We start from the raw sequence: 18,287 nt of genomic DNA, 5'->3' as shown, positions 1-18,287 counted from the left end.
CATTGTGACCGGATCTTCTTGCTCGAGCGGGTCGAAGAACGAGCCGTGACCGACGAGGAACGACGACGCTGGAACGACCGCTACGAGCACTCGACACACCGCTCGCCCGGCGATCCGTCGGCCGTTCTCGAAGCCCTCGCGGACGACCTCCCCGCGGGTCGGGCGCTCGACGTCGCCACCGGCGGCGGACGAAACGCCCGCTTCCTCGCCGAGTGCGGGTGGACGGTCGACGCTATCGATATCTCGAGCACTGTGCTTTCGCGGGCTCGGGAGCATGAGCAGGATCGCGAGCGGTCGCTCGAGCGGACGCTGACGATCAACTGGATTCTGGCCGACGTGGATCGCTACGAGTTTCGTGCGAGCGCCTACGACCTGGTCACGATCAGTTTCTTCGACGCCCGCGACCGTCTGCCCGCGATTCTCGAGTCGGTCGCCCCCGGTGGTATCCTCGTTTACGAACACTATCTGGACGACACGAACGGCGGCAGCCCCGGAAGCCCCGGAAACCGCTACCGCTTCGAACCGAACGAACTCCTCAAGGCCTGCTCGAGGCTCGAGATTCGGTACTACGCCGAGCGGGAGGTCGACGGTGAGCGGCTGGTGACCCTGGTCGGCCACCGACCGGGGGAGCCCATGGAGGGAGAGTCCGGACACGGGGAGTGGTTCCCGACGTTCCGCGTCCCCTGACTCGAGCGACCAGAACTATTTTTTGGCCGTCCACCGCACGACAGGTATGCGACTCGCCGTCATTTCCGATACGCACATTCCCGAGCGAGCAGACGCCATCCCGGACGACTTTCGCGATCGCATCGCCGACGCGGACCACACCATTCACGCCGGCGACTTCGAGACCCACGAAGCGCTCGCGGATATTCGCGACCTCGCGTCGGACCTGACCGCCGTCCACGGCAATGCCGATCCAGCGGACCTCGAGTTGCCAGCGGTCGCTCACGTGACCCTCGAGGACGTCACCTTCGTCGTCACCCACGGCACACTGAACCCAGTCGAGGCGGCCGTCTACGGCCACGACGGGATGGTCATGACCGACGAGGACTGGGCGAACGCCATCGCGGACACCGCTCGCACCCGAACTCGCGCGTGGGACGGGGAGGGAGTCGTTGGCATCGGCGGCCACTCCCACAGGGTCGAAGACCGCGTCCACGAGGGGATTCGGCTGCTCAACCCGGGTTCGGTGACGGGGGCCGACCCTGCCGAGAAGGCGACGATGATGACCGTCGACGTCGAGGACGGTGAACTCGAGGTGACGCTCCACGAGGCCTGATTCGGTTACCGGGCGCCCTGAACTATCGCCCATCCGATCGCGGCGGCGACGACGAGGACGAACAGCGCGCTGGCGAGGTAGACGAACGTCGCGAGTACCGGCCACAGCAGAACGATGAGAATCGCGACCAAGAGGGCGATGATGACGTTGAGACGAAATATGACGGGGTCGTCGGACATTATTTCGACTCGGTTCTAAAACACTAAATACATTTCGACGAGGGCAGACGACTCGAACAGGATCGATGACTCGAGCCTCGTTCAGGCCAGCCCGATCTGTTCGGTGTAGGCCCCGTAGTGGTCCTCGAACACCTGCATGATCTCGCCCATCGTCGCGTACGCTTTGACGGCGTCGACGATGGCTGGCATCGTGTTCTCGTCGCTCCCGATGGCCTCCTCCAGGTCCTCGAGGGCGGCCTCGACGGCCACGTCGTCGCGCTCGGCTTTCGTCCGCTCGAGGCGCTCGAGCTGGGTTTCCTGAGCGGCCTCGTCCACGTGGAGGATCTCGGGGCTGGTGTCCTCCTCGATGGTGAACTTGTTGACGCCGACGACGACCTCCTCTTCGCGCTCGACGCGCTCCTGGTACTCGTAGGAGGCCTCCTGAATCTCCCGGAGGAAGTAGCCGTCGTCGATGCCCTGCAAGATGCCGTCTCGCACGGAGCCGTCGCCGAGGTCGCGGATGTGCTCGATGTATTCCATCGCCTGCTCCTCGACCTCGTTGGTCAGGGATTCGACGGCGAACGAACCGCCGAGCGGGTCGACGATGTCGGCAGCGCCGGACTCCTCGGCGATGATCTGCTGGGTCCGCAGGGCGACGCGAACGGCCTTCTCGCTGGGCAGGGCGAGCGCCTCGTCGAAACTGTTGGTGTGGAGGCTCTGGGTTCCACCCAGCACCCCGGCGAGGGCCTGGACGGTGACGCGAGCGACGTTGTTGATCGGCTGCTGGGCGGTCAGCGACTGGCCGGCGGTCTGGGTGTGGAACTTCAGCCGTTTGGATTCGGCGCGCTCGGCGTCGTACCACTCGTCCATCACGCGGGCGTAGATTCGCCGCGCGGCGCGGAACTTGGCGATCTCCTCGAAGAAGGAGTTGTGGCAATTGAAGAAAAACGAGAGACGCGGCGCGAACTCGTCGACCTCGAGCCCGCGGTCCATCGCGTCCTCGACGTAGCCGAAGCCGTCCGCCAGCGTGAAGGCGAGTTCCTGAACGGCCGTCGACCCGGCCTCGCGGATGTGGTAGCCCGAGACCGAGATGGGGTGGAACTTCGGGGTCTCCTCGGTCGAGAACTCGACGACGTCGGTCACGAGGTCCAGGGCGGGTTCGGGCGGGATGACCCACTCCTTCTGCGCGATGAACTCCTTGAACATGTCGTTCTGGAGGGTGCCTCGGACCTGGTCGCGGGGCACGCCCTGCTGGTCTGCCAGCGCGACGTACATCGCGTAGATGACGGGCGCGGAGGGGTTAATCGTGAAACTCGTCGAGACCTCGCCGACGTCGATGCCGTCGAACAGCACCTCCATGTCCCGCAGCGTGTCCACGGCGACGCCCTCCCTGCCGACCTCGCCGTCGCTCATCGGGTCGTCAGAGTCCAGCCCCATCAGCGTCGGCATGTCGAACGCCGTCGACAGCCCCGTCTGCCCCTGGTCGATCAGGTAGTGAAAGCGCTCGTTGGTCTCTTCGACGGTCCCGAACCCGGCGAACTGACGCATCGTCCACGTCCGGCCGCGGTACATCGTCGGGTACGGCCCTCGCGTGTAGGGTTCCTCACCGGGAAAGCCCAGGTCCTCGAAGTAGTCCAGGTCCGAGACGTCGTCGGGGGTGTACAGTCGGTCGACCTCGAGGTTCGAGACCGTCGCGAACCGATCCTTGCGCTCCCCGAAGCGGTCCATCACGGGCTCGAGCGTCTCCGATTCCCACTCGGATTCGCCGTCTCGGATCGCGTCGAGCTCCTCCTCGTCGTACATGAGCGTAAGTATTGCCGGACGGTCCATTAAGGATTCCGGGAATGGTCGATACGCCAGTGCCACTGGCGGAGTTGAGGGATGTGGGAGCGCGATTTGCTCGCACCATCCGATCCGCACATCCTGAAGCGGAACGACGTCGACGAGCCTAGGCTGCATCTGCAAGCAGCATGGTAACGCACGGCCCGCTCGAACCTCTCAGTGAGTGAGCGGCGGCCACAGTCGCCGCTGCATTTAGAGGGTGAGACGTATGCATACACGACAACAATCGATGACCGCAGACGCAGACGGCCGGTGGAACCGTCCGCGAGCGATCGGTCGCGGTCACCGGGACCGACGACGATCCGCGAGGTGGCACGGTGGCTGACTCGAACTCGAGTTACCACTACGTGTACGGGATCGTCGCCTCGAGCGACGCCAACGTGATCTCGCTCGAGGAAGTCGAAGAGTCCGAGGAGTTCGAGGAGGACGACGATTCGGACCAGGAGACGCTGCCCGTGGAGGGGACGGGCGTCGCCGGGGCGACCGAGTTGTACCCGGTATCCCACGGGCGACTCGCCGCGCTGGCGTCGCCGATCGACGTGACCGATCCCGAGGAGACCGACGAGGACGCGAAACGCCACGACGCGGTGCTCCGCGCGCTGTTGACCGAGAACGGCGGTCGGACGATCGTTCCGATGCGATTCGGCATGGTCTTCGAGAGCGAGCGCGCGCTGAAGAACGTCCTCCGCGGTGGCCGTGGCGCGTTCAGACGGACGCTTCACGACATCGACGACAGGGTCGAACTCGGCCTGAAGGTCGTTCGCGAGCAGGACGCGACCGTCGACGACGAGACGATCGTCGAGCGGGTGAGCGACGAACTCGAGCCACTCGCCACGAGCAGCGTCGACAGTGGTGAGTTCAGCGATCGGCTGGTACTCAACCGCTCCTATCTCGTCGACCGGTCGGAGCGCGAGGCGTTCGACACCGCCGTCGGCGAACTCGAGGCCGACCTCGAGGACGTGATGATCCGGTACTCGGGGCCGTTCGCGCCGTACAGTTTCGTCGACGTCAAGATCGGGGCCCAGCGATGATGGCGATCATCGTCGACGACCTGCTCATCCGCCCGTTCGTCGGTCTCGTCAACACGTTGCACACGATGGCGATCGACGAACTGTACGACATCGAAGCCCTCGAGGACGAACGCAAGGAAAACCGGCTCCTCTACGAACTCGGCGAACGGTCGGAAGCCGAGTACGAGGAGCGCAAAGCCGAGATCGAAGACGAACTCGAACTCGCTCGCGAGGTCCACGAGGAACTCACGAGCGGACGCGTGGAGATCCGAACCAATGACTGACGAACCACCAGATCCCCCAGATTCACCCGACGGCCCGCCCAAGGAACCGTCTGAAGAACCATCCGAAGAATCACCCGAGACGCCACCGAACGACGGCGACGACGATTCGGTGTCCGACTCGAGCCAGCCGTCCGACCAGGAGTCGACCGCGGGAGACGACGAAGTCGACGAGGTCGACGAGATGGACGCGAGTGAGGACGAGGAGGAGGAGCGATTCGACGAATCCAGCGAATCCGACAGCCAACCGAACGAGCGAGTGGATCGGTCCGACGAACGCGAACGTGAACGCGAACACGAACACGGAGACGAGCGTCGTCCGTCGCCCCCGTCCTCCCGTCGGCACCAGTCGGAGTCCGGATTCGAGGCCAGGCCGGGCGGACAGCTCCTGTCGCGGCTCTTTCGGCTCCTCGAGTCGGGCGCCGAGAGCGGGACCGGATTCAGCGGCGCGTACGGAAACGCGCCCTTCGGCGACTCGAGCCGACGCGACGACGGTAGCCGTTTCAGGTTCGACACCGACGTCGACCTGACGTTCAGCTCGATCGAACCTGCCGGTGACGACGGCCGTCGAAATCGGCGTCACGGATTGCACGACGAGCGCTCGCCCGAACGCGCTCGGCGCGACGCGGTCCCGTCGATCGACGTCGCGAAGCGACGATACGGGACCGAACTCGAGATCGTCGCCGACGTCTCGGCGGTCGGGGAAGATCGGGTCCGCGTCGGGTTCGAAGACGGAGACCTCGTCCTGGCCGACAACGACGACCACGAACTGTCGCGCGTGAGTCTGCCGTGGCCGGAGACGGAGGCCGACGCGACGGTGAACAACGGCATCCTTACGGTGCGGGTGACCCGGGTAGATTCCCCTGAGCCCGCGGATGGTGAGATCGATGAGTGAAACGAACGAAACGAGCGAGACGAACGAAACGAGTGAAACGAACGAAACGAGCGAGACGAACGAAACGAGTGAAACGAGCGAAATAGGTGACGAAATCGACATCGAGGCCGACGACCTCGAGTCGGTCGTCGAAACCGGCAGCGCCGCGCTCACTGCGCTCGAGGACCACCTCGCCGACGTCGACGCGCTCGGCGAACTCGACGACGACGCACTCGAGGACGTGCGGCAGAACCTCGACGCGCTCGAGGACGTGACGACGGCCCTCGCCGAGTTCATCGAGGCGATGGATCTCGAAGACCTGGCCGAGGTCGTCGAACCGGGAGAGTTGCTCGACGCGATCAACGTCGGCGAGATCCCGGATGCGCTGCAGTCGGGGGAAATCGCCGACGCGGTCAACGTGACCGCCTTGCTCGACGCGCTCAACCTGCTCGAGGCGTGGGGCGCGACCGACGTGACCGACGTGCTCAGGGAGGGCGACGACCTCACAGACACCCTCGAGGACGTGAGCGAGGAGGATTCGGCCGTCGGCGCGGCGGCGTCGACGGTAACGGACGACGATGGCGACGATGACGACGATGACGACGACCTCCTCGAGGACGAACTCGACATCAGCGCCGAGGAAACCATGGACGCCCTCGACGTCGACGTGCTCGAGGACCCCGAGTACGTGCAGGTCTCGATCCAGCGAGCCGCGATGGAGGCCATCGACGGCGTTCGCTGGACGCTACTCGAGACCCACGAGCACTTCGAGAAGCTCTACGAGTTCAACCGGGAACGGATGCGGCGCCAGGATCGAGGAACCACGTCCAGGAACCCGACCGCGGCGTCGACCATGCCGGTTGCCCGGGCGGACCTCGGGAGTGACAGCCGCTACTCGACGGTTCCCCAGCAGGTCAAGCTGTCGACGGCACCCGCCCGACGGCGGATCTACGGCAGACGATTCGAGATCGAACGGGAACGCCAGCGGGGTGAGCGCTGATGGTCGACGCCGTCCAGCCAAGCCGTCAGCAGGCCGACCTCGCGGACGTCGTCGAGATGCTGCTCGACAAGGGGATCGTGATCAACGCCGACATCGCCGTCTCCATCGGCGATACCCAGCTACTCGGCATCCAGCTTCGCGCCGCCATCGCCTCCTTCGAGACGGCCGCAAAGTACGGCCTCGAGTTCCCCGAGGGGACGGACATGCGCCGCGTGGCGGAGGCCGCGGGCGAACCGGAGCTCGCGGAGGAGGATCGGCGCCTGATCCCACCCGTCGCACCAGTCCACGGCGTGAACGTGACGGGAGAAGACGACCAGATGCAGCGTTCGGACGCGGACGACTCGAGTGAGGACGAATCGGACGACGATACTGACGGTTCGAGTGGGGCAGACACTGACGACGGTGAGGAGACCGAAGACGAAGCCAAGGCCGAGGCCGAAGCCGAAACCGACGGAGGCGAGACCACGTGACCACGATCGACGTCGGCGAGGACGGCAACGCGCGCCAGGGACTGATGACTCTCGTCATCACCGTCGTTGAACTCCTCGTCGAAGCGCTCGAGCGGGAGGCGATCCGGCGGATGGAGTCCCCGGATCTCACCGACGAAGAAATCGACCGTCTGGGGCGCCAGCTCGCGTCCATCGAGGCCGAACTCGAGCAACTCAAAGCCGACGAGGGGATCGAGGAGGGCGTCGCCGACCTCCGGAACGACCTCGACGGTCTGGTCAGCGACGCGATCAGGCAACTCGAGGGCGATCCGACGAACGTCGAACCGGGCCACGCCGTCCTTGGGGGTGACGACGATGGGTCGTGAACAGCGGGAAACCACTGCCCAGGAACGGAAAGCGAACCGCGACGACCCGGCAGGTCGCGACGCCGAACCAGTTCCAGACGCCGACGCAACCCCCGACTTCGACGAGGGACGGTACGTCTACTGCGTCGTCACGCTCGAGAGCGGCGAGGCCGACCTGGACGTCGAGGGGATCGACGACGAACCCGTCTCGGTCGTCGCGCTCGATCGTGGAAGTGAGGACGGGGACGGAGACGGGAACACGACCCTTGCCGCAGTCGTGCACGCGTGTGACTCGCTGTACGACTCGGCCGACCTTGCACAGGTCAAGCGCTGGCTGGTCCGCCACCAGACGGTCATCGACCGGGCGAGCCAGCGGTTCGGGACGCCGCTGCCGTTCCAGTTCGATACCATCGTCCGGGGCGACGACGACGCCGTCCGGGGGTGGCTCGCCGACCAGCGGACCCAGCTCGAGGGGGCGCTCGCGGACCTCGCTGGCCACGCGGAGTACCGGATCGAGGTCGTCGAGACCGATCCGCCGGACGAAGAGACGCTGATCGAGCGTGACGACGAACTCGCGTCACTGGCCGAAGAGCGGGAGGAGGCCTCGGAGGGACGGGCGTTCCTCCTCGAGAAGCAGTTCGATCAGCGGATCAGGGACCTTCGGCGCGACCGGCGAGCGTCCATTCGGGAGTCCCTGCGCCAGTCACTCGAGTCGTGTGCGCGGGAGGTGCAGGTGCTCGAGCGCCAGCCGTCGGTGAGTCTCTCCAGCGGTTCCGGCGGGGCAGGGAAACCGACTGACGGAACCCGGCTCTGCCGACTGACCGTCCTCGCCCGGGAGAGCGAGGAGGAGACGATCGGTTCGGTACTCGACGACGTCGCCGAGAAACCGGGGCTCGAGGTTCGGTTCACCGGGCCGTGGCCGCCGTACTCGTTCGCGCCTACGCTCGGGGAGGAGACGGACGCTGCCGCGAGTGGGAGTCGGGGTGCGAGCACGGAGACGAGAACGAGCACCGAAGCGGGTGATCGCCAGCGATGAAACCCGACCGAGACGACGACGCGCTGGTCGACGTCCTCGACGTGCTCCTGCGCGACGGCGCGATCGTGCGCGCCGACGTGATCGTCTCCGTCGCGGAGATTCCGCTCGTGGGCATCAAACTGTCCGCCGCGATCGCCGGCATGGAGACGATGACCGACTACGGACTCTTCGAGGACTGGGACACGACGCGGCGCGCTCGAGCGGTCGAGCGCCGTCAGTACGGCCATCAGCGTGGAGGCGACGACCGCGAGGTCGACGCGGACGAGGCCCGCGAACTCCAGGACCATCCCACGATGCGCCCGCAGGGGGAACCGCGGCGATGGACGCCGGCGCCGGAGGACGAACGAGAACGTGAACGTCCGCAGCCATCCACCGTCTCCGAGGAGTGATCGCGACAGCGACCGACGTCGGTCGACGGACGACTCGTGAATTGGATACACGACTAACGAACTGAATCGAACCGAACTCGAGCGGCCGCTCCAGTTTTAGTTCAGTCGTCCGAATCAGCGTCCGTCTCCGCGAACTCGCGCTTGAGCGAAAGGACGGTTCGCGAGAACGAACAGACGAGGTCGTCGTCCTGGTTGAAGACCTCGACGTTCATCGTGACGATGCCACGCTCGCCGTCGCTGGTCTCGCGCTTGTCGGTCACCGTCGACTGGACGCGGATCGTGTCCCCGTGAAACACCGGCGTTGGGTGCTCGACGTCGTCGTAGCTCAGGTTCGCGACGATCGTGCCGTCCGTGGTCTCGGGGATCGAGATGCCGACGGCCAGCGCCATCGTGTAGATGCCGTTGACCAGCCGTTCGCCGAACTGGGTCCCCTCAGCGAAGGTCTCGTCGAGGTGCAACGGCTGCTGGTTCATCGTCATGTCGCAGAATCGCTGGTTGTCGCTCTCGGAGATCGTCCGTCGGCGCTCGTGTTCGATCGTCTCGCCCACCTCGAACTCCTCGTAGTACAGGCCGGTCATCGACTCGAGCGTCGACGGGAGCGACTAAAATGACACCGATCGATCCTTACTCGACATTGCAGCCGACTCCGGGATGCAAGTATTGCCCAATCCGGGGAGTAATAGCAAGGATTAAGCGTCGGCCTCGGGAAATCCGAACGAATGCGTCGGCGCGCTCGTCCACTCTCGACGATGTCGTCGACGGGTTGGTCTAGACACCGTCCGTGATGGACCGTGTCCGTTCCCAGAGATACCATGGTAACCGCTGAATCCACGTCCGAACCAGAACGCAAAACCGAGGCAGAGTCAGCTGTCGAAACCGCTCGTGCGCAACTCGAGCGTGCCGCTGCACACCTCGACGTCGACGACGGCATCATCGAGCGACTCCGGCACCCCGACTCGGTCTACCGGGTAGCGATTCCGCTCAAGCGCGACAGCGGAACGACCGAGATCCTCACTGGCTACCGGGCCCACCACGACGACGTTCGCGGCCCCTACAAGGGCGGTATCCGGTACCATCCGGACGTCTCCGAGGAGGAGTGCGTCGCGCTCTCGATGTGGATGACCTGGAAGTGTGGCGTCATGAATCTCCCCTTCGGCGGCGCCAAGGGTGGCATCGTCGTCGATCCCAAGGATCTGAGCGAGACGGAAGAAGAGCGACTCACGCGACGCCTGGCGGAAGAACTGCGCCCCGTCATCGGACCGATGAAGGACATCCCCGCGCCGGACATGGGCACGAACCCACAGATGATGGCGTGGTTCATGGACGCCTACTCGATGCAAGAAGGCGAAACGCAGCCCGGAATCGTCACCGGGAAGCCGCCCGCCGTGGGCGGCAGCGAAGGACGCGAGGAAGCGCCCGGACGGAGCGTCGGGATCATCGCCGAGAAGGCCATCGAACACTACGGCTGGGACATCACGGACACGACCGTCGCCGTCCAGGGCTTCGGGAGCGTCGGCGCCCCCGCCGCACGCTACCTCGACGATCGCGGTGCCAATGTTGTCGCTGTCAGCGACGTCGACGGGGCGATTTACGACCCTAACGGGCTCGACACCAACGATGTCGAGGACCACGACGCTCGTCCGGGGATGGTCTCGGGATACAACGCCCCCGAACAGCTCACCAACGCCGAACTGCTCGAACTGGACGTCGATGTCCTGATTCCCGCGGCAATCGGCAACGTTCTGACAGCCGACAACGCCAACGACGTCCAGGCAGACATGATCGTCGAAGGCGCCAACGGGCCGACCACCTCGCGAGCGGACTCGGTCTTCGAGCAACGCGAGATTCCGGTGATCCCCGACATCCTCGCGAACGCCGGCGGCGTCACTGTCTCGTACTTCGAGTGGCTCCAGAATACGAATCGACGTGCCTGGTCGCTCGAGCGCGTCCACGACGAACTCGAGACGGAAATGCTCCAGGCCTGGAACGCCGTGCGAACGGAGTACGAGGCTCGCGACGTCACCTGGCGCGACGCCGCGTACATCGTCTCCCTCAAGCGGATCGCCGAGGCCCACGACGCTCGCGGCCTCTGGCCCTGACCGGATCCGCAGATTCACGTTCCTTCTCTCCGAAACGACGAATATGACACGTCGAAGCGTCCTGTTCACGCCCGGTGATCGACCCGAGATGCTACGGAAAGCGCCGACCGCCGGTGCCGACGTCCTCGTCTTCGACCTCGAGGACGCCGTCTCACCCGCCCGAACCGCCGAGGCACGGGGGGTCGTTCGCGACGTGCTCACCGATCCGGACTTCGATCCCGACTGCGAGGTGTGCGTGCGGGTCAACGCTGCGCCGGATCAGGCGCGAGCCGACCTCGAGACCGTCCTCGGTGGAGACGACGGCGCAAACGCGGACGCGGAGCTGCGACTCGACGCTCTCATGCAGCCGAAAGTCGAGTCGGCGATGGACGTCGACCAGCTGGCGGGCGTACTGGACACGTACGACGCCTCTATCCCGATCCTGGCACTGATCGAAACTGCTGGCGGCATCCTGAACGCACCCGACGTCGCTGCGACGGCGGCGACCGACGCCCTCGTCTTCGGCGCCGAGGACCTCTCGGCGGACATCGGCGCGACGCGGACCGACGAGGGGCTCGAGGTGCTCTACGCTCGCGAGCGTGTGGTGATCGCCGCAGCGGCGAACGGCGTCGACGCCATCGATACCGTTTACACCGACTTCGGCGACGAGCGCGGACTGGTCGAGGAAACCGAGTTCGCCATTCAACTGGGGTACGACGGAAAGATGGCGATCCACCCGGCACAGGTCGGGCCGATCAACGAGGCGTTCACCCCCGAATCCGCCGAGGTCGAGTGGGCCGAGGCCGTCCTGGAGGGGAAACGCGAAGCCGACGCGGACGGTCGAGGGGTCTTCGAGGTCGACGGGCAGATGATCGACGCCCCGCTGATCGCCCAGGCCGAGCGAATCCTCGAGCGTGCGGAGGCTGCAGCCGATTCCGACGGCGGCGAGTGAATCCGTCTCAGGTGCACGTACAGTGCTGCAGGCGCCGTTCCGTCGACGGAGTATTCGGTGTCGGTGACGAGCACAGTCTTCTCGCCTAATATTCACCCTTGTCGACGCGCTTTTACCGGCTTCACCAGAATATGACCGTATGACTGAGTCCGCGAATCCATTCGAGAGCCTCCGGTCACAGATCGACGACGCCGCGGCCCACCTCGATATCGGTGACGACGTGCTCGACCGCCTCAAACATCCCGAACGGGTGCTCGAGACGAACCTCACTGTGGAACTCGACGACGGCACGCTCGAGCGATTCAAAGCGTTCCGGTCGCAGTTCAACGGCGACCGCGGGCCGTACAAGGGCGGCATCCGCTATCACCCGGGTGTCACCCGCGACGAGGTGAAGGCGCTCTCGGGGTGGATGGCCTACAAGTGCGCCGTCGTCAACATCCCCTACGGTGGCGGGAAGGGAGGCATCGTCATCGACCCCGCCGACTACTCGGCGAGCGAACTCGAGCGGATCACGCGCGCGTTCGCGACGGAACTGCGCCCGTTCATCGGCGAGGACCGGGACATTCCCGCACCCGACGTGAACACCGGCCAGCGCGAGATGAACTGGATCAAGGACACCTACGAGACTCTCGAGAACACGACCGAACCGGGCGTGATCACCGGGAAAGCGCTCGAATCGGGCGGCAGCGAGGGCCGCGTCGAGGCGACGGGACGTTCGACGATGCTCGCGACCCGCGAGGCCTACGACTACCTCGGTCGGGACGTCGAGGGCGCCACCGTGGCGGTACAGGGCTACGGCAACGCCGGCTGGATCGCCGCGAACCTGCTCGAAGAGCTCGGAGCGAGCGTCGTCGCCGTCTCGGACTCGAGCGGGGCGATCTACGCCGAGGACGGCTTCGACACGGCGGCCGTCAAGACGTTCAAGAACGAAACCGGAACGGTCGACGGGTACGAGGGCGCCAATGAGGAATTTTCGAACGAAGATCTGCTCACGCTCGAGGTCGACGTGTTGATCCCGGCCGCCCTCGAGAACGCAATCGACGAGGACCTCGCCCGCGACGTCGAGGCCGACCTGATCGTCGAAGCCGCGAACGGACCGCTGACGCCAGGGGCCGACGACGTGCTGGCCGAGCGCGACGTCTACGTCATCCCCGACATCCTCGCGAACGCCGGCGGCGTCACCGTCTCGTACTTCGAGTGGGTGCAGAACCGCCAGCGGTTCTACTGGTCCGAAGAACGCGTCAACGACGAACTCGAGACGATGATCGTCGACGCCTTCGACGAGTTGACGAGCGCCTACGAGGCGAACGACCTCGAGAACTTCCGGACGGCGGCTTACGTCGTCGCTATGCAGCGGGTCGTCAACGCGTTCGAGGAAGGCGGCACCTTCCCCTGACGTTCGGTTCTGCTAGTCGTTCTCGTCGTCCTCGTCGTCAACCGATCCCGCCTCACCCTCGAGCAACGCGTACAGCTCGACGCCCAGCCGCGCCATCTCGAGGTCCGCCTCGAGTCGCTCGAGGTGACGTTCGAGGGCGTCGGCGTCGAGTTCGTCGAGGGGCTGCTCGAGAAGCCTCGCCAGCGCGGGATCGAGCCCGACCAGGTTCGAGCCTGGCCGATAGGGGGCACACGAGCAACCGGCCTCGATCGCGGCGAGGAGTTCCTGGAGGGTGATGACCGTCCGTCGGAGGGCGCGAATGTCGGTTTCGTCAGCGGGAGACTGGAGGGTCGCCGCGAGGGCGGCTTCGGCCTCGGCGACCGCTTCGGGGTCCATCGCGAGCGCGTCGCAGGCGGCCGCCCGCTCGAGGGGTGGACGCGAACCCCGGCTGCGGCGGGTGAGCAGTGATAGCGCGGCGACGGTCAACACCTCGCGATCGTACTGGCACCCGAGTACCGCTTCGGCGCGGGCGACGAGGGCTCGAGCGTCGTCGGCGACGCCGGCACACCCCAGGACCCGGCTGATGCGTTCGACGGTCGAGTCGTCCGTGGGCACCGATTCGGTATTCCACAGCATATCTCCATCTCGTTTCCACCGTATATTATTGATATCTGTGATAGTATCGTTACCATCGTAACTATCGATACTTTCTCTACCTTCATCGGCACACAGAGCCTCCGAATAGCAAATCTCGAGCACGACCGGCAGCGATCGATCACCGTGACCGTGACAGCGAGCGACGGCGAGCACTGACGAATCCGCCACGTTGAAGCCAGTTCCCTTCGAGGGTGGAGCCATGACGAGAGCAGTCTGGGTGAAAGCCGACGGCACCGTCGGCGACTGGGACGCCCGCCGAAGACGAATCACCGCCGCCCTCGAGGCCGGCGCCGATTGGGTACTAGTCGACGAGGGCGACGTCGCCCGCGTGCGCGAACTGGGCGACGTCTCGATCGCCGCCTTTCGAACCGACGGCGACGTGACGTTGATCGACGACGCCGAGAATCAGGAGCGCGAGGAACGGCCGGACGCCTACGTCACCGGCAAGGACGGCGAGGGCGACGGCACGATAGACCTCCCCAACGACTTCTCGGGGTCGGCCGACCTCTCGACGCTACGTCGAAACGGCGCCGTCGACCAGGCGGCCTACGTTCGCATCCTCGGGACGGACTACGAGTCGTTCGCCGAAGCCGCCGCCGAGACCGCGGAGTACACCATCGTCATCGGCGACGACTGGACGATCATCCCCCTCGAGAACCTGATCGCCCGGATCGGCGACGAGACGACCCTCGTCGCGGGCGTCACGGACGCCGCGGAGGCCAAAACCGCGTTCGAAACCCTCGAGCGCGGTGCCGACGCCGTCCTGCTCGATTCTGACGATCCCGACGAAATCCGCCGGACCGTCGAGGTTCGAGACGAGGCCGACCGCGAATCGCTCGACCTCGAGTGGGGCACCGTCGTCGAGATCGAACCCGTCGGCTCGGCCGACCGGGTCTGCGTCGACACCGGAAACCTGTTCGAACACGAAGAGGGGATGCTCGTCGGGTCGATGGCTCGCGGCCTCGTGTTCGTCCACGCCGAGACCGCCGAGTCGCCGTACGTCGCCTCTCGTCCGTTCCGGGTCAACGCGGGCGCCGTCCACGCCTACGTCCGAACGCCCGATGGCGGCACGAAGTACCTCTCGGAACTCACCAGCGGCGACGAAGTACAGGTCGTCGATACGAACGGCCATACCCGCGAGGCAATCGTCGGCCGAGTAAAGATTGAGAAGCGCCCGATGTTCCGCGTCGCCCTCGAGACCGGCTCCGGCGACCGGATCGAGACGCTCCTCCAGAACGCCGAGACGATCAAGGTGGCGACCAGGGACGGGCGCCGAGCGGTAACCGACCTCTCGGCCGGCGACGAACTCCTGCTGTACTACGAGGACACCGCGCGCCACTTCGGGGAGGCCGTCGAGGAGAGCATCATCGAGAAGTGACGAGCTCCACACGAGCTATGGCGCCGAATCCGGCTCCACTGGCTCGAGACGCGTCGTACACCAGTGACAGAACTCGAGATCCGTATCGAGCGGGCGGCCGCAGTGGGGACAGGTCGGTCCCTCGTCGTCGTCGCGGCCGATTGCACCGAGCCCACGAAAGAGCGCGTCAGTCGCCGTGAAGAGGGCAATCGACGCGAGCACGAACCGATCGACCACGCTCGTCTCCTCGGTCACGACCGTCCAGGTCCCCTCGAGCGACGACATCGCGGTCAGCTGGTCCGTCGAGAACGAGAGCGCGACGGCCGTGACGAACAATCCCGAGAAGAAGAGCGCACGTACCCACTCACGGAGAACGGCGTGGCCAACCCCGGGGAACAGCAGCGAACACGCGGCGGCGACGAGGGCACGGACCAGCGTCATTCGTGTGTGCGTTCGGTGTCGACTCCGTTAACATTCCGGTTTCGCTCGAGATTCCGCGGTGCGATTCCTGGGCCCATTTCCGATACCCGATACCTGATACCCGATGCTCGATACCCGATACTGCCGCCAACGCGGCGTCAATCCGTCGACTCGAGTGCCGCGACCAGCCGCGAAAGCGTCTCGAGGTCGTACTGTCCCGGTGCGGTCGCCTGCTCGGGGTCGACCGGCGCGTACCCAATCTTCGACCCGTACACCGGCGCCACGGCTCGGGTGTGCCGGCCGACCTCCCCCATCGCCATCGTCGCCACTGAATCCCCGTGCGCCGTCAGCTGTTCGGTCGCCGAGAGCAACGCCAGCGCGTCGGCGTTCGTCTCCGCCGTCACCGCAAGCTTCGCCACGTCGGCGTACTTCCCCGCTTCGGTGAGCGTTCGTACCAGCTCGGATCTCGGCGGCGTCCCCTCGAAATCGTGCGTCGAGGCGACGACGGCGACGCCGCGCTCGCGGGCCACTTCGAGCAAGTCGTCCGCGTCTCCTGCGAGTATTGACTCGAGTTCGACGTCGACCGCCCCGACGGCCTCGATGGCGGTCGCCTCGACGAGCGCCTCGAGTCGCCCCTCGTCGTCCGCTTCGCCGCCCTCCCAGGCCGCACGATTCGTCGCCAGGATCGGTAGCTCGCCGTCGTAGGACTCGAGCGCTGCGAGCGGCGCGTCGGCGAGGTCCATCCGAAACTCGAGGCAGTCCGCACGGCCTCGAGCCGCCGGCTCCTCGCTCAAATCGGCCGTCGAGGCGGCGAGCGTGAACGTCTCGAACGCGAGGTTCCCGTTCTCGTCCCCACCTCCGTCCCCGTCCCTGTTCGTGACCATGTGCGTCGCTCGAGGGCAGCGGTGAAAAAAGACGCGTCGACGGCGATGCTCGCGCGTCGAGTAATCGAGACGGGAGAAATGGAACCGGAACCGCGATCAGGCCACACCGAGCGTCTCCTCGGCCTCGAGCAGCTCGTGGTAGCGGTTGCGGATCGTGACCTCGGAGATGTCGGCGACGTCGCTGACGGCAGCCTGGGTGGTCTTCTCGTTGGTCAACAGGGCGGCAGCGTACACCGCGGCGGCCGCGAGGCCGACCGGCGATTTGCCACTGTGGACGCCCTTCTCCTTGGCGTTTCGCAGGAGGCTGCGGGCGCGGTGCTCGGCCTCGTCGGACAGTTCGAGTCCCGAGGCGAAGCGGGGAACGTAGCTCTCGGGGTCGGCCGGCTGAACCTCGAGGCCGAGTTCGCGGACGACGTAGCGGTAGGTGCGCGCGATTTCGTTCTTCTCGACGCGGCTGACGTCGGCGATCTCGTCGAGGCTGCGCGGGACGCCGGCCTGGCGCGCGGCGGCGTAGACACAGGAGGTGGAGACGCCCTCGATGGATCGACCGGGCAGGAGGTCCTCGTCGAGCGCTCGCCGGTAGATGACGCTGGCAGTCTCGCGAACGTTGTTCGGGAGGCCGAGTGCGCTGGCCATGCGGTCGATCTCGCCGAGGGCCTGCTTGAGGTTGCGCTCCTTGCTGTCGCGAGTGCGGAAGCGCTCGTTCCACTTTCGCAGGCGCTGCATCTTCTCTCGCTGGCGGCTGCCCAGGGAGTTGCCGTAGGCGTCCTTGTTTCGCCAGTCGATGTTGGTCGAGAGGCCCTTGTCGTGCATCGTGTTCGTCGTGGGCGCACCCACGCGGGACTTCTTGTTCTTCTCGGCGGAGTCGAACGCGCGCCACTCCGGACCGCGGTCGACGGAATCTTCCTCGACGACGAGGCCACAGTCCTCACAGATGGTCTCGCCGTGTTCGTCGTCGACGACCAGCTGGCCGGTACACTCCGGACAGGCGAGGTCGCTGTCTGCGACGTCCTCAGATTCGGTTTCGGTTTCGGTTTCAGTGCGTCGGGCTCTAGCGGATAGTCGTGCGTTGGTCATACGATGATAACTCTCCCCGGCCGAACGAAATCGGAAAAGCTCGGACGGATTCGTTACCTACTGGGTTCAGAGGTGTTATATATAAACATTTCGAAAACATATGCCAAGAGTGCGCGAAACCTGGTTATTCGTCGGGAATGGCATTATCAATCCAAACATTAAAATATGTGCGTGCGGCCCACTCGCACGGTTTCGGACACGCCTTTAAGTTCCCGCCGCTACCCTCGAACCGATGCACGTCGCCGTGGGCAGCACGAACCCGGTCAAAGTCCAGGCTACCGAACGCGCTCTCGAGCGGTACGACCCGTCCGTCGTCGGCATCGCCGTCGACTCCGGCGTAGCCGAACAGCCGACCGGCCAGCGTGAAACCGTGACCGGCGCGAAAACGCGAGCGAAGCGCGCCCTCGAGCGATCCGACGCCGACTGGGGCGTCGGCCTGGAGGGCGGTGTCGCCCGAATCGACGGGGCCGACGGCCTGTACCTGATCATGTGGGCGGCCGTCACGGATGGCGAACGGGACGGTCTCGGGAGCGGGCCCAGCCTTCGACTTCCGACCACCGTCGCCGAACGCCTCGAGCAGGGTGCCGAACTCGGACCCGTGATGAACGACCTGCTGGGAACGACCAACATCGCCGAAACCGACGGTGCCGCCGGCGCGCTCACCGACGGGTTGACCGACCGAACGACGGCACTCGCGGCCGCCGTCTCCTGTGCCGCGGGGCCGTTTGTGACGCCGTACTACGAGTAGTCGGATAAGCCACGATTACCCGACGCTCGCGTCGTCTCGGTCTGTTTGAATCGTTTGTCGACTAACTCGACGAC

General features: G+C 65.6%; 22 protein-coding genes. 15 read left to right on the top strand and 7 right to left on the bottom strand.

The genetic code is table 11. The features are described 5' to 3' along the window. The first annotated feature begins 45 nt into the window (after window positions 1-45). A complete protein-coding gene (locus ACFQS4_RS19215; protein ID WP_500195534.1) occupies window positions 46-687 on the top strand; it encodes a class I SAM-dependent methyltransferase in 642 nt (213 codons plus the stop codon). A 46-nt stretch (window positions 688-733) separates the two neighbouring features. Then, window positions 734-1,282, top strand: coding sequence for a metallophosphoesterase family protein (locus tag ACFQS4_RS19210; protein ID WP_500195532.1), 549 nt, complete (start codon window positions 734-736; stop codon window positions 1,280-1,282). Window positions 1,283-1,287: 5 nt separating this feature from the next. Here ACFQS4_RS19210 and ACFQS4_RS19205 read toward each other — a convergent pair whose 3' ends face one another. Together ACFQS4_RS19205 and ACFQS4_RS19200 are read right to left on the bottom strand one after the other, a co-directional pair. After that, entirely contained in the window at window positions 1,288-1,461 is a 174-nt protein-coding gene (locus ACFQS4_RS19205) for a hypothetical protein (RefSeq protein WP_500195530.1), read from the bottom strand. A gap of 81 nt (window positions 1,462-1,542) precedes the next feature. Continuing rightward, the gene (locus ACFQS4_RS19200) at window positions 1,543-3,243 is read right to left on the bottom strand and encodes a methylmalonyl-CoA mutase family protein (protein ID WP_500195528.1); all 1,701 of its coding nucleotides are present in this window, start codon (window positions 3,241-3,243) and stop codon (window positions 1,543-1,545) included. A 356-nt stretch (window positions 3,244-3,599) separates the two neighbouring features. Between ACFQS4_RS19200 and ACFQS4_RS19195 the strand changes: the two genes are divergently transcribed. The 8 genes from ACFQS4_RS19195 to gvpM are packed head-to-tail and all read left to right on the top strand — an operon-like array spanning window position 3,600 to window position 8,665. Beyond that, window positions 3,600-4,313, top strand: coding sequence for a GvpL/GvpF family gas vesicle protein (locus tag ACFQS4_RS19195; RefSeq protein WP_500195526.1), 714 nt, complete (start codon window positions 3,600-3,602; stop codon window positions 4,311-4,313). Then, window positions 4,313-4,576, top strand: a complete 264-nt coding sequence (gvpF, locus tag ACFQS4_RS19190) for a gas vesicle protein GvpF (protein WP_500196676.1) — start codon at window positions 4,313-4,315, stop codon at window positions 4,574-4,576. Before ACFQS4_RS19195 ends, gvpF begins: the two co-directional genes overlap by 1 nt. Then, on the top strand, window positions 4,569-5,468 hold the full coding sequence (locus ACFQS4_RS19185) for a hypothetical protein (RefSeq protein WP_500195524.1): 900 nt from the start codon (window positions 4,569-4,571) through the stop codon (window positions 5,466-5,468). The genes gvpF and ACFQS4_RS19185 overlap by 8 nt, the downstream gene beginning before the upstream one ends. After that, window positions 5,461-6,447, top strand: coding sequence for a hypothetical protein (locus ACFQS4_RS19180; protein ID WP_500195523.1), 987 nt, complete (start codon window positions 5,461-5,463; stop codon window positions 6,445-6,447). Before ACFQS4_RS19185 ends, ACFQS4_RS19180 begins: the two co-directional genes overlap by 8 nt. Then, on the top strand, window positions 6,447-6,917 hold the full coding sequence (gene gvpJ / locus ACFQS4_RS19175; RefSeq protein WP_500195521.1) for a gas vesicle protein GvpJ: 471 nt from the start codon (window positions 6,447-6,449) through the stop codon (window positions 6,915-6,917). The genes ACFQS4_RS19180 and gvpJ overlap by 1 nt, the downstream gene beginning before the upstream one ends. Continuing rightward, window positions 6,914-7,261, top strand: coding sequence for a gas vesicle protein K (locus ACFQS4_RS19170; RefSeq protein WP_500195519.1), 348 nt, complete (start codon window positions 6,914-6,916; stop codon window positions 7,259-7,261). The genes gvpJ and ACFQS4_RS19170 overlap by 4 nt, the downstream gene beginning before the upstream one ends. Further along, the gene (gvpL, locus tag ACFQS4_RS19165; protein ID WP_500195517.1) at window positions 7,251-8,276 is read left to right on the top strand and encodes a gas vesicle protein GvpL; all 1,026 of its coding nucleotides are present in this window, start codon (window positions 7,251-7,253) and stop codon (window positions 8,274-8,276) included. The genes ACFQS4_RS19170 and gvpL overlap by 11 nt, the downstream gene beginning before the upstream one ends. After that, window positions 8,273-8,665, top strand: a complete 393-nt coding sequence (gene gvpM, locus ACFQS4_RS19160; RefSeq protein ID WP_500195515.1) for a gas vesicle protein GvpM — start codon at window positions 8,273-8,275, stop codon at window positions 8,663-8,665. The genes gvpL and gvpM overlap by 4 nt, the downstream gene beginning before the upstream one ends. Window positions 8,666-8,766: 101 nt before the next feature. Here gvpM and ACFQS4_RS19155 read toward each other — a convergent pair whose 3' ends face one another. Next, the gene (locus ACFQS4_RS19155; RefSeq protein ID WP_500195512.1) at window positions 8,767-9,243 is read right to left on the bottom strand and encodes a MaoC family dehydratase; all 477 of its coding nucleotides are present in this window, start codon (window positions 9,241-9,243) and stop codon (window positions 8,767-8,769) included. Window positions 9,244-9,477: 234 nt separating this feature from the next. Between ACFQS4_RS19155 and gdhB the strand changes: the two genes are divergently transcribed. The 3 genes from gdhB (at window position 9,478) to ACFQS4_RS19140 (ending at window position 13,091) form a co-directional block, all read left to right on the top strand. Further along, a complete protein-coding gene (gene gdhB, locus ACFQS4_RS19150; protein WP_500195510.1) occupies window positions 9,478-10,764 on the top strand; it encodes a glutamate dehydrogenase GdhB in 1,287 nt (428 codons plus the stop codon). A 43-nt stretch (window positions 10,765-10,807) separates the two neighbouring features. Further along, entirely contained in the window at window positions 10,808-11,695 is an 888-nt protein-coding gene (locus ACFQS4_RS19145) for an HpcH/HpaI aldolase/citrate lyase family protein (RefSeq protein WP_500195508.1), read from the top strand. Window positions 11,696-11,834: 139 nt separating this feature from the next. After that, the gene (locus ACFQS4_RS19140) at window positions 11,835-13,091 is read left to right on the top strand and encodes a Glu/Leu/Phe/Val family dehydrogenase (protein WP_500195506.1); all 1,257 of its coding nucleotides are present in this window, start codon (window positions 11,835-11,837) and stop codon (window positions 13,089-13,091) included. Window positions 13,092-13,103: 12 nt separating this feature from the next. Here ACFQS4_RS19140 and ACFQS4_RS19135 read toward each other — a convergent pair whose 3' ends face one another. Next, a complete protein-coding gene (locus tag ACFQS4_RS19135) occupies window positions 13,104-13,706 on the bottom strand; it encodes a hypothetical protein (RefSeq protein ID WP_500195504.1) in 603 nt (200 codons plus the stop codon). Window positions 13,707-13,926: 220 nt separating this feature from the next. Here ACFQS4_RS19135 and ACFQS4_RS19130 point away from each other — a divergent pair, with 220 nt between their 5' ends. Continuing rightward, on the top strand, window positions 13,927-15,105 hold the full coding sequence (locus ACFQS4_RS19130; protein WP_500195501.1) for a 3-dehydroquinate synthase II: 1,179 nt from the start codon (window positions 13,927-13,929) through the stop codon (window positions 15,103-15,105). A gap of 15 nt (window positions 15,106-15,120) precedes the next feature. Here the strand turns inward: ACFQS4_RS19130 and ACFQS4_RS19125 are convergent, their stop codons facing one another. The 3 genes from ACFQS4_RS19125 to ACFQS4_RS19115 all read right to left on the bottom strand — a co-directional run bounded on the left by ACFQS4_RS19125 (window position 15,121) and on the right by ACFQS4_RS19115 (window position 17,465). Next, a complete protein-coding gene (locus tag ACFQS4_RS19125) occupies window positions 15,121-15,525 on the bottom strand; it encodes a DUF7575 domain-containing protein (RefSeq protein WP_500195499.1) in 405 nt (134 codons plus the stop codon). A gap of 137 nt (window positions 15,526-15,662) precedes the next feature. Continuing rightward, window positions 15,663-16,388, bottom strand: a complete 726-nt coding sequence (locus ACFQS4_RS19120; RefSeq protein ID WP_500195497.1) for a type I 3-dehydroquinate dehydratase — start codon at window positions 16,386-16,388, stop codon at window positions 15,663-15,665. A 96-nt stretch (window positions 16,389-16,484) separates the two neighbouring features. Then, window positions 16,485-17,465: a transcription initiation factor IIB gene (locus ACFQS4_RS19115; protein WP_500195494.1), complete on the bottom strand. Its 981-nt coding sequence runs from the start codon at window positions 17,463-17,465 to the stop codon at window positions 16,485-16,487. A gap of 232 nt (window positions 17,466-17,697) precedes the next feature. Between ACFQS4_RS19115 and yjjX the strand changes: the two genes are divergently transcribed. Next, window positions 17,698-18,213, top strand: a complete 516-nt coding sequence (yjjX, locus tag ACFQS4_RS19110) for an inosine/xanthosine triphosphatase (protein WP_500195492.1) — start codon at window positions 17,698-17,700, stop codon at window positions 18,211-18,213. Window positions 18,214-18,287: the final 74 nt, after the last annotated feature.

This window comes from Saliphagus sp. GCM10025317, from assembly GCF_042663665.1.
Taxonomy (GTDB): domain Archaea; phylum Halobacteriota; class Halobacteria; order Halobacteriales; family Natrialbaceae; genus Natronosalvus.
Note: the sequence above shows the minus strand (reverse complement) of the source record. Positions and strands in the feature narration are given on the sequence as shown.

Coding starts and splice junctions, on each gene's coding strand:
- yjjX (WP_500195492.1), top strand. CDS start 17,698: ATGCACGTCGCCGTGGGCAGCACGAACCCGGTCAAAGTCCAGGCTACC.
- ACFQS4_RS19155 (WP_500195512.1), bottom strand. CDS start 9,243: ATGACCGGCCTGTACTACGAGGAGTTCGAGGTGGGCGAGACGATCGAA.
- gvpF (WP_500196676.1), top strand. CDS start 4,313: ATGGCGATCATCGTCGACGACCTGCTCATCCGCCCGTTCGTCGGTCTC.
- gvpL (WP_500195517.1), top strand. CDS start 7,251: ATGGGTCGTGAACAGCGGGAAACCACTGCCCAGGAACGGAAAGCGAAC.
- gvpM (WP_500195515.1), top strand. CDS start 8,273: ATGAAACCCGACCGAGACGACGACGCGCTGGTCGACGTCCTCGACGTG.
- gdhB (WP_500195510.1), top strand. CDS start 9,478: ATGGTAACCGCTGAATCCACGTCCGAACCAGAACGCAAAACCGAGGCA.
- ACFQS4_RS19205 (WP_500195530.1), bottom strand. CDS start 1,461: ATGTCCGACGACCCCGTCATATTTCGTCTCAACGTCATCATCGCCCTC.
- ACFQS4_RS19185 (WP_500195524.1), top strand. CDS start 4,569: ATGACTGACGAACCACCAGATCCCCCAGATTCACCCGACGGCCCGCCC.
- ACFQS4_RS19130 (WP_500195501.1), top strand. CDS start 13,927: ATGACGAGAGCAGTCTGGGTGAAAGCCGACGGCACCGTCGGCGACTGG.
- ACFQS4_RS19200 (WP_500195528.1), bottom strand. CDS start 3,243: ATGTACGACGAGGAGGAGCTCGACGCGATCCGAGACGGCGAATCCGAG.
- ACFQS4_RS19125 (WP_500195499.1), bottom strand. CDS start 15,525: ATGACGCTGGTCCGTGCCCTCGTCGCCGCCGCGTGTTCGCTGCTGTTC.
- ACFQS4_RS19210 (WP_500195532.1), top strand. CDS start 734: ATGCGACTCGCCGTCATTTCCGATACGCACATTCCCGAGCGAGCAGAC.
- ACFQS4_RS19140 (WP_500195506.1), top strand. CDS start 11,835: ATGACTGAGTCCGCGAATCCATTCGAGAGCCTCCGGTCACAGATCGAC.
- ACFQS4_RS19120 (WP_500195497.1), bottom strand. CDS start 16,388: ATGGTCACGAACAGGGACGGGGACGGAGGTGGGGACGAGAACGGGAAC.
- ACFQS4_RS19180 (WP_500195523.1), top strand. CDS start 5,461: ATGAGTGAAACGAACGAAACGAGCGAGACGAACGAAACGAGTGAAACG.
- ACFQS4_RS19145 (WP_500195508.1), top strand. CDS start 10,808: ATGACACGTCGAAGCGTCCTGTTCACGCCCGGTGATCGACCCGAGATG.
- ACFQS4_RS19135 (WP_500195504.1), bottom strand. CDS start 13,706: ATGCTGTGGAATACCGAATCGGTGCCCACGGACGACTCGACCGTCGAA.
- ACFQS4_RS19115 (WP_500195494.1), bottom strand. CDS start 17,465: ATGACCAACGCACGACTATCCGCTAGAGCCCGACGCACTGAAACCGAA.
- gvpJ (WP_500195521.1), top strand. CDS start 6,447: ATGGTCGACGCCGTCCAGCCAAGCCGTCAGCAGGCCGACCTCGCGGAC.